This window comes from Acidimicrobiia bacterium, assembly GCA_029210695.1.
Taxonomy (GTDB): Bacteria; Actinomycetota; Acidimicrobiia; order Spongiisociales; family JAHEDJ01; genus JAHEDJ01.
Map to the genome: position 1 here is coordinate 1 of JARGFH010000079.1, position 13,887 is coordinate 13,887.

The window sequence follows — 13,887 nt, forward strand, 5'->3', positions numbered from 1 at the left end:
ATCTGGGAACAGATCCAGAATGCCGGATCGAGGGCGATGGTGAATGCTCGATATCGCTCTGGGCGGTGGGTGATCTGTGCGGTCTACGTCGCTCCTCCAAGTGGGGCAGTGCTGGCAAGTCGCCGGTTTCTTGGTGGCCCGGTTGCGAATCAGTGACGTGCGGCGTCTTTAGTGTGAGATGGGTCGGACAGGTTTGCCATCAGCGGAGGTCATGTCGTTGAGAGGTCTTGGCGAGGAGGAGACAGCGGTCGTCACGGAAGTGTATGAGCCGCTGCGCCGGTTTGCAGGTGTTGTCGGTCCGTTGGAGGTGGATCCGGATGACCTTGTCCAGGAGGCCTTTCTGCGCGTGCTACGCCATGGCGCGCTGTCAGGTTTGGAGAACCCAGGTGCGTATTTGAGGCGGGTGGTGGTGAATCTGGCAGCGGATCATCGTCGCCGGTTAGGTCGCCGGCGACGAGCGTTGGCGAGGTTGGCAGCATCGTCTCCGTCTGGTGTTGACCCGGTATTCCCGTCGGATGTTGCTGATCTGCTGCACCTGGAGCCGAGGGCCAGGGCGGTGCTCTTCATGCATGACGTGGAGGGATATTCGTATCAGGAAATCGCAAACCTGTTGGGCCTGAGCGACAGCGCCGCCCGGATGGTGGCGTCGCGAGCCCGCCGACGGTTGAGGGCTGCGTTCGCCGAGGAGGTGTGAGATGGAACAGGATCGTTCGGCATTCGAGTTCTTGGCAACACGCGGCACCCGCGTCGGACCTGACCTGATGGTCGAACGGCTGCAACTAGCGCTGGAGACCGAGCCCGACACCGAGCCGGGTCAGTTCCGCCGCCGGTCTTTCACGAGGAGCTGGTGGGTTCCCGTGGGAGCAGCGGCGGTGGCCGTGACGGTGGTGTTGGTTAGCTTGCTGATTCCTCCTGCTGCGCCATCAGCGGCGGCGGTGTTGGAGCAAGCGGAAGCCGCGGCTGTCCAATCGGCTACACCCGTTCCGGGGATGATGCTGCACCAGGTGGTTGATTTCGAACGGAACCTGGAACCTACTTGTGAGGGAGGAACGGTGAGGATCGGTGGCGGTGAGGGTGGAGAGCCCCGCTACGGCACCGAGTCCTGGTTCGACCCGGCGGGTAACCGGACCCGCGGCCATACCATCTACCCGGATGGGACATCCTCTGATTGGATCGACCTGGGCGGCGTCGAGATCTGGCAGCGAGGCGCCGAGTCGCCGTTCCGGTCAGTGGGGTGTTCAATGAGGGGGGGACCCACTGAACCACCCGACCCGGCCAATCTGGCACTGCTAGATGCCCTCAACGCTGTATCTGATCCGGAAGCGGATCTGGTCGAGCGGGCAGCTGCTTTCGAGACGCTGCGGGGTTTCGAAGCGGTCGAGCTGCTTGCGGGCGAGCACGTAGATGCCACCGGCCGTCGCGTGCTGGTACTGGAGGTGTCCCTAGAGGATGTGCTGGGCGAGCGCCAGGTAGCCGACCTCAAGTTCGACCCGGATACCTATCAACTCCTCGAAACAGCCAACTCCATCGATGGCCCGATGGTAAGGGGCACCGTGCGGATCACTGTTCTCGTCGAGGAATGGATCGAGGTGGATGATGAACTCTTCGATGTCACCGGATACACCAAGCAGACGGGATAGTCGCCGACCGGCCATAGTTGGCCGCGCCAGCTCGCCAGTGGTCGGACTCATCGCAGCGTCCGCATTGGTACTTGCGGCCTGTGGCAACGGCGCCGAGACTGCGACCACTGCCCCGTACCAATCGTCAACTACACAATCGACCGCGGCAACTACATCATCGGTGGGGACTTCCTCCACAGCCACAATGATGCCCGAGACGCCGACCACAACAACGACTCGTGCTGAGGATCCGTGGCGACGGATCGCTTCTTCTCCACTCGAGGGCCGGTATGCGCACGGATCAGCGTGGACCGGCGATCAGCTGGTGATCTGGGGTGGAATCTATCGGTCGGGTGACACTCTGGTCGATCTCACCGACGGAGCCGCCTACAACCCGGCCAGCGACACGTGGCGGTCTCTGTCTCCGGCACCTTCGGATCTGGCGGGGCCAGCGGATGCGGTCTGGACCGGCCAAGAGATGATCGTACGGACCGATCGTGTCCCCGACGGTCCAGCCGTAATGGCCGCCTATCAGCCAGCTGCGGACACCTGGCGGGTCATCGAAGGCGGGCCCGGCGCCGTACGGGAGGGCTATACGCTCCTCTGGACAGGAACCGACCTGATCATCTGGGGCGGCAACTCCGGCGACATGCTCGCCGGTCCCACCCTCGGCGCCGCCTACGACCCAACAACCGACAGGTGGCGTGCAATTCGGGAATCGCCCATCGCCCCGCGAACCGGACACCAGACGGTCTGGACGGGGGAAGAGATGATCATCTGGGGAGGCCGGGGAAGCTGCGCCGGGAAAGACTCCACCTGTGTCGAGGACCTCACCGACGGTGCCGCCTACAACCCCGCCACCGACACCTGGCGGACTCTTCCGACGTCGGGCGACCTCCAAAGCTCAGCAGTGGCGGTATGGGATGGCGACCAGATCCTCTTCTGGAGTCAAGACGAGTGCACCCGGCGGTGCCTGGTCGGAGAGGCGTACGATCCGCAGACAGACTTCTGGCTGCAGCTTCCCGACCCTCCAGCGCCAGCCACATCCGATCTGTACCGTGCGTTATGGATAGGTGACCGGGCACTCCTCTGGAATCAGGACGGCACCGCCCTCACCTACCAACCCAACACGGCAACCTGGCAAACCCTCCCACCGTACCCAAGTGCCGACCGCCGATTCTTCTTAACCCTCGGATGGACCGGGCAGGCCGTCATCGTATGGGGAGGATGGAACGGTCACGCCTTCACCCCGCCAAGCAACGACGGAGCCGCCCTAGACCCAACACCATGACCGAACAGCAACGTCCAGGAAGCGTCGACGAGTCAGCAGATCCCCATGCGCTCCGATCACCCGCTATGCGCCATATCAAACACTTCGCGGACCGCACCCGGACGGCACCACTGCGCTCGGGTATCTGAGTACCGTCCGACCACGGTGCGTGGAGTGTTGTCGGCGGTGGGCCGCTCTTCGCATTGTTTGAGATTCTTGTACACCGTCATGCCGTGTGATGCGTGATAGTGGTGTGGAAACGGTACGAAGATCAGCAAGGGTGGTTGTGAGCGAAAACATCCCAGCGATGCCCCGGATCGAGGGGTTTGATGCTTTCTACGCCAGTGAGTACCCGCGGGCAGTGGCGGTGGCGCACGCTCTATTGGGCGGTGGCCTTGTCGCTGAGGACGTCGTACAGGAAACGTTTTTGGCGACCTATCGACAGTGGGATCGGGTCTCGAGGTATGAGAACCCGCGCGCTTGGGTGCGGCGGGTGCTGGTGAACCGGGCGACGTCTTCGCTGCGGCGGCGGTCGGCCGAGTGGCGGGCCGTCATGCGTCTTTCTGGGCGGGTCGACCCGGGGTGGGTGAGCGCAATCGAGCCGGAGTCCAGTGAGGTGTGGAAGGCGGTGTCGCAGTTACCGAAGCGGCAGGCGCAGTCGGTTGCTCTCTATTACGTCGATCAGTTGAGCCTTGACGAGATCGGCGAGGTGCTGGGATGTAGCGCCGGGACGGTCAAGACCCACTTGAGCCGGGCCAGAACCAGGCTGGGTCGGAAGCTGAATGAGTTCAACGAGGTGACGGGATGAATCGACTTGAGGACCGGCTCCGACGTACGTCAAGGGAGCTACGTGAGGCGACAGCTCATCTCACCGCCCCCCCGCTAGAGGGTGCCCGAACCCGTGCGCGACGCCGGTTGGTGTTGGGGTTCGTTGGGGGGGCGGCGGTAGTTCTCTTTCTGATTGGCGGTGTTGCGCTGCTTCAACCCAACACCCCCGACCGGCCGATTGCCAACACCACGGTGGCACCCTCGACCACGGTGGCACCGTCGACCACGGTGGCGGAGGTGGACTGGACTGGGGGTTGGGTGGTGCTGTCGAGCGACCCCCGGGTGGTGCAAGCTCCCGACGACCCGGCACCTCTGTCGCCTCTCCCATCGGGCACCGAGATCCCCCTCCTGCCTATCACGTCTCTGAGGAGCCAGGACGTCGAAGCGATAGGCGTCTACGAGGGCGACCAACCGATCGTCGCGGTGGGTGTACTTGGTACCGGCGATCGGTTGTTCGTGGTCCCACCGGGGTGGACGGGGGCTCCCACCGATGTTGGCACCTGTTATCTGATCGTCGGCGACTCCGCCGCAGGCTCCGGTGTTCTCTGTGACGAGAACTGGGATGAGCCTTTGCTGGACCCAGATCCACCCGGGTCGCTCCGTTTCATCGGACCGGTACCGTCGGGGACGAGCACGTTTGAGGCCACCGATTGTCCCCTCACGACGAACTGTTCACATGAGATCGGCGAGTACTGGCAGCGCACCCGGGGCGGGTTCGTATTCATGGAAGCCCCGTTCAACTCCCCGGTCATCCAATGGACCGCACGAGCAGCCGACGGGACCGTCCTCCAACAAGCCGAGCGTGGCCCTTTCCAGTCGCTCGCCCAATCACCCAGCCAGACCGAAGCCGACGCCCAACGTGACGGGGTTGTCCCCGAGTTGGCCAACCTCGCTTTCACCCTCAGGGTCGACCCTTTGGTCGAATGGAACACCGAGGACGGTACATGGATGATCGCCCGACCGAGCGACGACCTCATCAACTCCACCATGGCTGACGGATGCGGATTCGGTAACCTCGAGGGGACCTACCCGACCGAGGTGATCTGCACCTCCGAATACGGTGAGATCCTCCTCGTGGACGAAACTGGGAAGATCGCCCGCGCGTATCCGATGCCGAGTGCAGTTCCAAGCTGGATCTATGTGACCTCGAGCACCGTGTATGCCGGACGGATCGGAGACGGGGGCCTACCCGATTCGACCCTGATCCGTATCAGCCGCGACACACTGGAAGCCACCGTAGTCCTGATACCGGCGTACTTTGATGGCGGACAGGACTGGCCACCAGGCTGGCACATCGCCACCCCAGAACAAAGCGCCGGATATGAAGGTCTGGTGGGGTTTGCCCCCGACATGACAGGCACCACGGTCACCTCCTGGAAAGGTGACGTTGTGGTCGACATCGAAGGCATCGACCAACTGATCACCCAACTCACCGAATAAGGACAGCCGCGACACCGGACGAGAACCCAAAGTCCGTCACCGGCAAACGACCAAGAGAACCCGAAAAAGGTGTCAAAGGAAACCACTCCCGACGCGTCTTACTAACAGTGGAAGCCACCGTCACCAGCGGGGAGCCGCGATGACACAGCTCGCACCCGATCACCAAATATGCGCCATAACGCACCTCACAACCACCCGTCCCCGAACGGCACTTCGAGGAGCGCGCTCCGCTTGAACGGTCGCTACTCAGTGTGGTGGTCTGCTTTCGAGTCGGGTGTCATCTCCGAAGGTTCCGCGCTCGGGGGTTGCATGACCTACGGACGGCGATTCAGGTGTCGGTCGCGGAGTTGCCTGCTGCCTTCCGCATAGGGTGTGATATCCGAAACTTGGGTGAGGGAGACGCGATCCGCTGGGATCCCATGAGACTGCAACCCGATAAGGGCGCTGTCCAAGTCGATTACCGCCACCCAATCGTCGCCCAAGGTGAAGGTTTCGGCCGGATGTGAAATGTCGTCGATGAAAAACCCTGAGCTGGCCCATTTAGGGACGGGTCGTCCGTCGATTTCGATGCGGCGCTTCATCGCCCATTGATGGAATTCCTCCGGTGCCAGATCCTCAGGCCGAGGAGCCTGGCGGTACCACAGCTCGCGGGTCAGCTCTCGGCGGATGTGATCAGGTTCACGGTCGGGTCGGTCGGGTCGTTTCCATATCGTGTTGACCCGCATTTGGGGTTCGTCGGGCGGATCCCCATACCTGAGTTCGAAGTGGGTCAACATCGACCCTGACTGCCCATGCCCTCCCAAAGACCGCTGACCGGCCCAGCCCGCCAGTCCATACACCGATCCCGGGGCCGTCTGCACCATCCGGATAAGTTGCTCGGTTTCGAGGCGCTCAGCTCGGGTCGGGCTGACCGTGCGGACAAGATCAATCCACAATCCGCGCCGGCCCAACCGAAGCAGCGCCGTAGCCAGGAAGAACAGCCACACCAACAGCACCCACACAACCGTCACCAGCAGCCACGACCAGTCGAGAGTCACCCGCAACACGACCCCCAACATCACTCCCACGACGGTCGCACCCACCCAGAACACCGGCACCGGCTCCGCGGTCCGATGCTGTATCAGCACCCGAATCACCCGGGTCGGCCAGCTCCACCACAACGGTCCACGATCGGCCCTGGCCCAGAGCGAGGCCGAGGATCCTGCGGGCCATTCATGCCCATTTGGGCAGCGCAGCGTCGATGACGGTGCCTGACCATCGAAGAGCCAACCTCTCAGTCGCGCCCACCGGTTCGGCGTCGCGACGACCTGCCCCTCCAATCCACAGGCCCGACATGGGCCACCACCAACCGTTGTAAGCCACATGGCACGGCCGCTTGATCGCATCCAAGCAGTATGCCAGCCACGCACAGATCACTCTGATATCGCGCCATAACGAGCACATCGCCCACCCGTCCTGGATCGGCACGTCGGCGGGCGGCGGCGGAACCACCCAGAGTGGCGCAACACCGGATCACGGGGATGGAACCCGGACTGGTGCTGCGGGCATACCCGTGATGTGAGGTACGGTGCCCGTCTGTTGGGAGGTTCGGTGGTCGACGATGTGCGTGGTGATGCGCGGGATTGGCCGCTGGTCGTTGGCGGTGATCACGCGGCGTTCGAGCGCGTCTTCGACCGTCATGCCGATCTGATCTATCGGTTTGCGCGGCGCCGCCTCCCGTGTGATTGAGTGGTGATTATGTCGCACCCCTCCGGTAGGCTGTGGGCGTGGCTAAGGGACGACCGATCGGAAGTGGTGCGAAGGATCTACCTTCATGCGTCCAACATCCAGGGAGCCGTGTGTAAAGAACGGCACATACGGAACAGGCAACGACAAGCGCCAGATGTTCCGTTGCATCCCCACAGATGGACCGGTCCACAAGTTCGCCGGAGTGATACCCCGGCTTGTGAATGAGAGCCATTCGTGCGACCACTGCGAGAACACAGTGGCAAGTCACGAAGGGCCCCGCGTTGCTCATCGCTACGAGTTTCCCGTGGCCCAAGCTGCTGCGGCGCTGGTCATGATCGGCCAGGGCGTTTCCTATACCGAGACTGCCGACCGGATGCGTGCTCGGAACTTCCGAGACAGGTTTGATGGCGGAGCGCAGCTGGTGTGCAACTGGGCTGAGATTCTGGGTCCAGTTGTTGTGAGTGAGTACACGGAGACTGAATGGCCTGAGACAGTCGTCTTGGACGCAACGTGGTTCATGGTGACCAACAAGCGCACCGGAGACACCACAAGGGCGTTCAGTGTTCTCGGCGCCCACGGGTACCCCGAGGGACACAAGCGGGGGCGGTGTTGGATGCTGCGCGCAACGCCAACTCGAACGGCACGGGACTGGGAGAACGTGCTGCGGAGCTTGCCGGGTGAGCCCAAGATGGTCATCTGTGACGAAGACGCTGCCATCATCGCTGCAGTATCGAAAGTCTGGCCTGATGCGTTCATCAAACGGTGTGAACACCACCTGCGCGAGAGCGTCATCAAGAAAATGGCCCCCTATGGTCTCACCGCTTACGGAAGCCCTGAGATGGAGCTGCTCAATGACGGCTTTCACAGCTCCAAGAGTTGGCGTGCATTCAAGAAGAAGGTGAGCGGCGCCGGCGTGGAGGACTGGATCGTGCGACGCGAAGAGGTGATTGGGGAACAAGTGCGACTGCGCGGGCGTCTCCCCCAACACCACTCGACAGGAGCGCTCGATGAGGACTTGGCGAGGGTGCGAGAGTTCATGGAGCCTCGAGCGTTCTGCTATCGCAATGCCGAGAGGACGAACCGGCTGTTAGAGCTGGTGCGACTACGGCTCAGCCGATGTGACGATCCGTTGATCTACGCCAGAGCCATTCGCAAGCACCTCGACTCCAACGGAGGCAAGCTCGGCAAGCAAGGAACCATCAGAGACAAAGCGGGCCATCCGAGTTTGCGGGCGTAGCGCCGTCAACCAGTCTCATCCCGCACTGGGTGTCTCTACCGGTTGCCCTTAGCCTGGTTGTGTGTCTTGCAGAGCATCTGACAGTTTGAGGCAACAGTGGGACCGTCCTTGCTCCACGCAGCCACATGATCTGCGTTCATGTCAGCGAAGGGCCAGATCTTGGCCTTGTTGGCATTCTGACCGATGGCACAGAGTGGGCAGTTGGATTCTCCGCTCTTCTTCGCTTCGGTCGTCTGCTTCTCGTAGACCGAGCGACTTGTGGCTGTGTCGAATACGCGAACGTTGAGAAGTTTGGTGTCGGTTGAGCCACCGAGCAGGTACTCGTAGATGCCCCTGCGGTTCTGCACGTAAGGGTCGCCATAGAGCTTCTTCACTTCCGCATCGATTGCAGCCGGGTCGTAGGGTCTCTTGTGGTACTGCTCGTAGAGTCGCCCCCACTCCAAGCCGCACATCTCATTCTCAACTGACAAGAAGAGACCCGCCACCCAGTCGATCACGGTGTTGAAGTAGGTCTTCACTTCGCTGATGTTGTCGTTGTGGCGGTGCTTGCTCATGTAGTCATCCACGTCGCCCTTGCTCACCCACTCGAGCGCGCGCTCCCAGATGTCCTGACGATTCGCGCTGCCCGCCACGTAGGCGCCCCACTTCTGGATGTTGGCGTTCTGGCTGTTGGAAAACTCTGCTTTGCCGGCAGTCACGAACGGGCCTGAGTAGATGGCGTTGAGGAGCTCTTGGTTGTTGAGCGGAATCCCGGCAATGTTGATCGTCTTGAACCATTGCTTGATTTCGGTCTCCGTGCCGCTGCATTCGTAGACGAGGATCTCGGACTCGATGATCTTTGTCTGCTGATCCTCGGCCAGACCGCTGAAATACTGCTGCATACCGTTGGCATCGGTGATGGCAAACTTGTCGGTCACGAACCGGCCGAAGCTGGTGATCCTCTGCTGGCCATCGAGGACTTCCAGCCGGTCCTCGCCTGCACGGTTGAAGTAGATGAGCCCCAGCGGATAACCCTTCAAGAGCGAATCGACCACGGCAACATCACGCTTGCCATCGGCGTAGATGTAGTTGCGCTGATACTCCGGCTGGATCGTCAACTTGCCCGCAAGACCAAACAGACCCCTGCCTTCCAACTCGTTGTAGACGAACCCCTCCGACACCTGCTCAACGGTGTAGCGTGTTAGTGTCGTTTCCATCATGCGGCCTTTCGGTGGCGGATGAAGATTCGCTGGTAGGCCGACTGGATCACTCGCCCGTTCTTCATTGGGTTCTCCGTCGGATGAGAAGTCGTGCGTAGGTGGCTTTGAAGGTGCCATCCGGCATCTTGATCGCGGCACGCCTGTTCAGGTCTCCAGGCTTGGGAACATCGCCCTTTCGGTACTCCTTGGTTTTCAGGCCATATTCGTTGCCGCGGTCGGTGATGCCAAGAATCTCGAACTGCTCGGGGTTGTACTTGTCGAGGAAGCTGATCGGTACACCCATCGCACCTGGGTAGTCGCTCGGGATGGCGTCGGTGAACGGCACCTCGATCGCGTCATAGTTGTCGTACTTCTTGTAGCCGACCCCCCTGATCTCTTTGTGCTTGCTGAATCTCTTGTTGTCAGCCTGGGTCATCAGGGCGAGGGGTTGGTGACGGCGGCCATGGTCAAGGTTCGTGAACCAACACGAGTTGCCGAGACGCGTGTAGTCGCCTTCATAGCCGAGACGAGCGGCTTTTTCCTTATCGGCGGCCTTGACCTCTGACCCGGGGGGTACACCGAACACCATGTCGCTTCCGTTGGCGGTAGCTCCAAGCCACAGTCGGTCAGTCTGGATCAGGGGAAAGACCTCCTTGTATGTGATGGCGTTCATGTTGCCCACGATGACAAGCTGCTTGCCTGCTTCCATGATCCAGGCCAAGAACTCACGGAAGAGTGAGAACGGGGGGTTGGTGATGACCATATCGGCTTCATCTCGAAGACGACGGACCTCGTCACTGCGGAAGTCACCATCGCCCACGAGGTATTGCCACTCCAAGTCGTTGACGTCGATCCTCTGGTCATTATTCACGTCACGGCTGAGGGTGAAGATCTTTCCGTCGGCCTTCGTCTTCGCCCGGTCGAACTGGGGGCTTTCAGCCTCAAAGAGTGTGGGTTGCATGGAATACGCGACTGCTGTCGGTGCATAGCTCGTGCTGATTAGCTTCTTCAGACCCAGCTTCTCAAAGTTCTGTGCGAAGTACTTGGTGAAGTTGCTCCACTCGGGGTCGTCACACGGCAGCAGCACCGTCTTGCCACGGAACACATCCGGGTCGTACTCGAGATAGGCGTTCATCTCCGTCTCGATGTCAGAGAACTGCGTGTAGAACTCATCGTTCTTCGCGTTCCTGGCGCTCGAAAGATTCACGTTAGCCACGAGCGGCTCTCCCCTGAGCTGTCAGTCGTAAGTGGCATTGCTTCGTCATTCTTAGATCTTCCCATATGGCGGTACGAGTGCGTGACTTTCTGCAGCAGTGTCGGCCCGTGCCTCACCTGGCGGCAGTCCCTTGGGGATGCCGAATGGAACTGCACCAACCCCCAACGGTACCCGAAGTAGGCCGTTCTGGGGCGGACATAATCACCACTCAATCACACGGGGGGGGCGCCGCACCGGAGATGCCGATCTCGCTGAGGAGGTTGTTTCGCAGGTGTTTCTGGAAGCCTGGCGGCAACGCAAGCGGGTGCGACTTCTTGACGGTTCGCTGCGGTCGTGGCTGTTGGGGGTGGCCTCGAACCTGGTGAGACGTCACTGGCGGAGCCGAGATCGAGGGAGACGTGCCATCGGCCGCCTCCCTCATCCGACTCCGGTCCAGGATCACGCTGACGAGGTTGCTGATCGAACCGATGGCCAGCGACGACTGGAAGTCCTTAGAGCACAGCTCGAACGGATGCCCCGCAAGCAGGTCGAGGTGTTGCTGCTGTGGGCATGGGAGGAGCTGAGCTACAACGAGATTGCTCAGACTCTCGAGGTCCCGGTCGGCACGGTGCGGTCTCGACTCTCACGGGCACGGAAACATCTCAATGCCGGCGAGGGAACCGTCACCGAGGATCGGGCATTCCCTCATCGCAAGCCCGACGGTGACGACTCACCGGCCACGAATTCGGAAAGGAGCACAGGATGAACGACTCAGACCTTTGTCGTCTGATGCTTCCCGATGACGGACTACCGCCGGAACGTCACGACCTCATCAAGGAGCGTGTCATGACCGCGGTCAGAACCGAACAACCCTTCCCCGGCAGCCAGTCCACCTCGAGTTCCCGGGTTCGTGTGCGACTGGTCCCAACCCTGGCGTCGGTGATCGCTGTCCTGCTGGTGGCGGGCACCGCTGGGGCGATGGGGCTGTTTCCTTGGCAGGCGAAGGAAACCCTCGACTACATGGATTGCCGCACCAGCGGCAGCGTCGAGACACTTGTCGCCACCGCCGATGCAAGCGACGGGAACACCACCCAACTCTGGACCACCAGTCCAGGTCCAGACGCTGCGCCGAGCGGATTCGCCATGGTCGAGATCGATTCGCAAGGTGAATACGTCGGGGGTGTGAACGCGTGCAACACCGCCACGTGGGAGTTCGCCCCCATGGGCGAGATCTGGGTCGGAGCCCCAGCAGAAGCCTCCGCACAAGAAACGGTCCTCACCGTGCTGGGCCACGTCCCCACCGCGGCTGCCACCGTCGAGGTGACCTTCGACGACGGAAGCGTCGTGCAGACCAACGTGCAGACCGACGGCTACTTCCTCGAGCTCGTCCACGGTCCCGGCGTTGACGTCTCTCCCGGCAATCCCGAGCCGCACTTCCCGGAAGCCATCATCGTCACAGCCCTGGACACAGACGGGAACGTCATCGCCCGCCAAGACCTCCGGGATCTCGGATAGCCGAACCAGCGGACCGGCAAGCGCTCTGAGTCCCCCGCGTACCCGGGGGGCTCGGCGCATGGTCACCGCGAGACGCCCCGGGTCGACCGAGATCACCAAATACGTTGCACGAACGAGCACTCCGCCGAGAGCGCTGGATCGGCGTTTCTTGCCCGGCGGATCGAACACTCACAGTTGTTCTCTCCATGATGCCGGACTGGGCCGCAACTGGCGGATGTCTATCGATAGTTGCACGCCGAAGAGGCCGCGATGAGACAATGGTGATGGTCGCGGCCTCGAATAGAAACTTGAGATGGCTGAACAAGAGCATCGTCAATCCGGGAGCGCGTCAGTCGATCATGTCGAGCGTGCTGATCCTGACGGCTCGATTCGCTCATCGATCGAGATTGCATCTGTGCTGAAGGATCCGCTGGCGAGGTCGCTTCTCGCCGCTCTTGGTGCTCCGGCCGATTCGTTGGATCGCATGCTCGCTGCCTCCGATGAACTCAGGTCGTTGGTAACGGGATATCAGCGGTGGGCGCCGCTGTCACAGATTGGGTGGGCCATTACTGATCTCGCGACCCCGCAGGTCTATGACCAGGCGGCCGAGCTGCTCGACGCTGGGAAGCAGAGGACGGCCGAGGAGGTCCTGGAGGACTACTGGAACGAACCCGGCAGGTTGGAATCAGCTGCACTGCGGGTTCTGCGTGTCGCGATCTACTCCGAAACACGAATTCAGGTTGGTCAACGTCGGCACGAGCTCGTGGAGTTGGCGGTTGCCGATCATCGCGCAGAGAGGTATCACGCGTCGGTACCGGTTGCACTTGCGCAGGCAGAAGGAATGGTGCGGGACGTGATCGATTCCTCCCCGTTTCTGAACCCCAACCGTCTCTCCGATGATGTATCCAGTTCGGGTCATCCCGACATTCTGCAGCCGATATTCGAATCGAGCAGGGCCACAATGAAACGCACGGTCCTCGATGTATCTGGTGTGTTCCCGCCTCGTCACGGTGTTCTTCACGGGCGTGATCTCGGATACGACAACCGGCGCAACTCCACGAAGGCGCTCATCGCCCTGACCGAGTTGGCAACCTTCTGCCAAGCCCAACTGGTCCGGGCGGAAAAGGACGGAACACTCGAGGATCTCGACCGGCAGGCGTTCGGAAGTGCATAGGTGCCATAGGACGCACTGCGGTAGATCTCGATCAGGGTCGTCGCTCCGATGTTTGCTGCTGGATACCCCCATGCAGTCCAGATCGCCAGATATGCGCCATAAAGAACGGGCCCCTGATCCGAGCCGAACGAGGCCTGTTTGGTTGTCAAGGGGTGTTTTGGGCGCGGTGGAGTGCCTTGCCGGATCGGCAAGCTCGGTGGTGTGGGCGTAGGCTGGGGGTTGGCCCGGGGTGGCTTTGTGGAAGAGCCGGCGCTTCAGGATGCAACGCCGGACACGCACGCGACAGAGACGTTCCTGGGTGCCCCCCGGGCCCTAACGCTTTTGGTCGGCGACGAGGTGGCGGTAGACGACGTCAGAGAGGCGCCGTTTCAGTGACCGGATGGCTTCCTTCTTCGTTTTGCCTTCAGCGAGTTTACGTTCGTAGAAGATGCGTCCCTCAGTTCCCGGGTAGCGGAGTTGGGTGATCGCGATCAGATGCAGCGCATGGTTCAACATGCGGTTGCCTCGCGGGTTGAGCCGATGCCGCTTCTTCGACCCGGAGGAGGCGTCGATGGGGGCGGTGCCGTTGTAGGTGGCATAGTGGTGCCGGGTGGGGAACCTGGTGATGTCGCCGCTGTAGCCGATCACCAGGCCGGCTACGACCGGGCCCACGCCGTAGATGTCGGTAAGGGTGGTGCCCGACGCTGCCACTGCGGTGGCCAGGTTTGCCTTTGACGCTTTGAGT

At 61.5% G+C, this 13,887-nt stretch carries 14 protein-coding genes; 9 read left to right on the top strand and 5 right to left on the bottom strand.

Annotated elements, in window-relative coordinates:
- Positions 1-211: 211 nt before the first annotated feature.
- The 5 genes from P1T08_16750 to P1T08_16770 all read left to right on the top strand — a co-directional run bounded on the left by P1T08_16750 (position 212) and on the right by P1T08_16770 (position 5,157).
- On the top strand, positions 212-694 hold the full coding sequence (locus tag P1T08_16750; GenBank protein ID MDF1597731.1) for a sigma-70 family RNA polymerase sigma factor: 483 nt from the start codon (positions 212-214) through the stop codon (positions 692-694).
- Position 695: 1 nt separating this feature from the next.
- On the top strand, positions 696-1,640 hold the full coding sequence (locus P1T08_16755) for a hypothetical protein (protein MDF1597732.1): 945 nt from the start codon (positions 696-698) through the stop codon (positions 1,638-1,640).
- 184 nt (positions 1,641-1,824) lie between these two features.
- A complete protein-coding gene (locus P1T08_16760; GenBank protein ID MDF1597733.1) occupies positions 1,825-2,910 on the top strand; it encodes a hypothetical protein in 1,086 nt (361 codons plus the stop codon).
- 286 nt (positions 2,911-3,196) lie between these two features.
- Positions 3,197-3,697, top strand: coding sequence for a SigE family RNA polymerase sigma factor (locus tag P1T08_16765; GenBank protein MDF1597734.1), 501 nt, complete (start codon positions 3,197-3,199; stop codon positions 3,695-3,697).
- Positions 3,694-5,157, top strand: a complete 1,464-nt coding sequence (locus P1T08_16770) for a hypothetical protein (GenBank protein ID MDF1597735.1) — start codon at positions 3,694-3,696, stop codon at positions 5,155-5,157. The genes P1T08_16765 and P1T08_16770 overlap by 4 nt, the downstream gene beginning before the upstream one ends.
- Positions 5,158-5,471: 314 nt before the next feature.
- Here P1T08_16770 and P1T08_16775 read toward each other — a convergent pair whose 3' ends face one another.
- Both P1T08_16775 and P1T08_16780 read right to left on the bottom strand, forming a co-directional pair.
- Positions 5,472-6,293 carry a hypothetical protein gene (locus tag P1T08_16775; protein ID MDF1597736.1) on the bottom strand — a complete coding sequence of 274 codons (822 nt, stop codon included), beginning with the start codon at positions 6,291-6,293 and terminating at the stop codon, positions 5,472-5,474.
- Positions 6,294-6,669: 376 nt separating this feature from the next.
- Positions 6,670-6,903, bottom strand: a complete 234-nt coding sequence (locus P1T08_16780) for a hypothetical protein (GenBank protein MDF1597737.1) — start codon at positions 6,901-6,903, stop codon at positions 6,670-6,672.
- A gap of 67 nt (positions 6,904-6,970) precedes the next feature.
- Between P1T08_16780 and P1T08_16785 the strand changes: the two genes are divergently transcribed.
- Positions 6,971-8,122 carry a hypothetical protein gene (locus P1T08_16785; protein ID MDF1597738.1) on the top strand — a complete coding sequence of 384 codons (1,152 nt, stop codon included), beginning with the start codon at positions 6,971-6,973 and terminating at the stop codon, positions 8,120-8,122.
- Positions 8,123-8,157: 35 nt separating this feature from the next.
- Here P1T08_16785 and P1T08_16790 read toward each other — a convergent pair whose 3' ends face one another.
- Entirely contained in the window at positions 8,158-9,318 is a 1,161-nt protein-coding gene (locus P1T08_16790; GenBank protein MDF1597739.1) for a DUF262 domain-containing protein, read from the bottom strand.
- A gap of 64 nt (positions 9,319-9,382) precedes the next feature.
- The gene (locus P1T08_16795; protein ID MDF1597740.1) at positions 9,383-10,516 is read right to left on the bottom strand and encodes an adenine-specific methyltransferase EcoRI family protein; all 1,134 of its coding nucleotides are present in this window, start codon (positions 10,514-10,516) and stop codon (positions 9,383-9,385) included.
- Positions 10,517-10,652: 136 nt separating this feature from the next.
- Between P1T08_16795 and P1T08_16800 the strand changes: the two genes are divergently transcribed.
- The 3 genes from P1T08_16800 to P1T08_16810 all read left to right on the top strand — a co-directional run bounded on the left by P1T08_16800 (position 10,653) and on the right by P1T08_16810 (position 13,163).
- Positions 10,653-11,261 carry a sigma-70 family RNA polymerase sigma factor gene (locus tag P1T08_16800; GenBank protein ID MDF1597741.1) on the top strand — a complete coding sequence of 203 codons (609 nt, stop codon included), beginning with the start codon at positions 10,653-10,655 and terminating at the stop codon, positions 11,259-11,261.
- Positions 11,258-12,010: a hypothetical protein gene (locus P1T08_16805; protein MDF1597742.1), complete on the top strand. Its 753-nt coding sequence runs from the start codon at positions 11,258-11,260 to the stop codon at positions 12,008-12,010. The genes P1T08_16800 and P1T08_16805 overlap by 4 nt, the downstream gene beginning before the upstream one ends.
- Positions 12,011-12,302: 292 nt before the next feature.
- Positions 12,303-13,163, top strand: coding sequence for a hypothetical protein (locus tag P1T08_16810; protein ID MDF1597743.1), 861 nt, complete (start codon positions 12,303-12,305; stop codon positions 13,161-13,163).
- Positions 13,164-13,475: 312 nt separating this feature from the next.
- Here the strand turns inward: P1T08_16810 and P1T08_16815 are convergent.
- The coding region (locus tag P1T08_16815) for a transposase (protein MDF1597744.1) at positions 13,476-13,887 on the bottom strand (412 nt) is incomplete at its 5' end.

Excerpts from the sequence above, each read along its gene's own strand:
- P1T08_16805 (MDF1597742.1), top strand. The coding sequence starts at position 11,258 with ATGAACGACTCAGACCTTTGTCGTCTGATGCTTCCCGATGACGGACTA.
- P1T08_16750 (MDF1597731.1), top strand. The coding sequence starts at position 212 with ATGTCGTTGAGAGGTCTTGGCGAGGAGGAGACAGCGGTCGTCACGGAA.
- P1T08_16755 (MDF1597732.1), top strand. The coding sequence starts at position 696 with ATGGAACAGGATCGTTCGGCATTCGAGTTCTTGGCAACACGCGGCACC.
- P1T08_16760 (MDF1597733.1), top strand. The coding sequence starts at position 1,825 with ATGATGCCCGAGACGCCGACCACAACAACGACTCGTGCTGAGGATCCG.
- P1T08_16770 (MDF1597735.1), top strand. The coding sequence starts at position 3,694 with ATGAATCGACTTGAGGACCGGCTCCGACGTACGTCAAGGGAGCTACGT.
- P1T08_16785 (MDF1597738.1), top strand. The coding sequence starts at position 6,971 with ATGCGTCCAACATCCAGGGAGCCGTGTGTAAAGAACGGCACATACGGA.
- P1T08_16800 (MDF1597741.1), top strand. The coding sequence starts at position 10,653 with ATGCCGAATGGAACTGCACCAACCCCCAACGGTACCCGAAGTAGGCCG.
- P1T08_16790 (MDF1597739.1), bottom strand. The coding sequence starts at position 9,318 with ATGGAAACGACACTAACACGCTACACCGTTGAGCAGGTGTCGGAGGGG.
- P1T08_16765 (MDF1597734.1), top strand. The coding sequence starts at position 3,197 with ATGCCCCGGATCGAGGGGTTTGATGCTTTCTACGCCAGTGAGTACCCG.
- P1T08_16810 (MDF1597743.1), top strand. The coding sequence starts at position 12,303 with ATGGCTGAACAAGAGCATCGTCAATCCGGGAGCGCGTCAGTCGATCAT.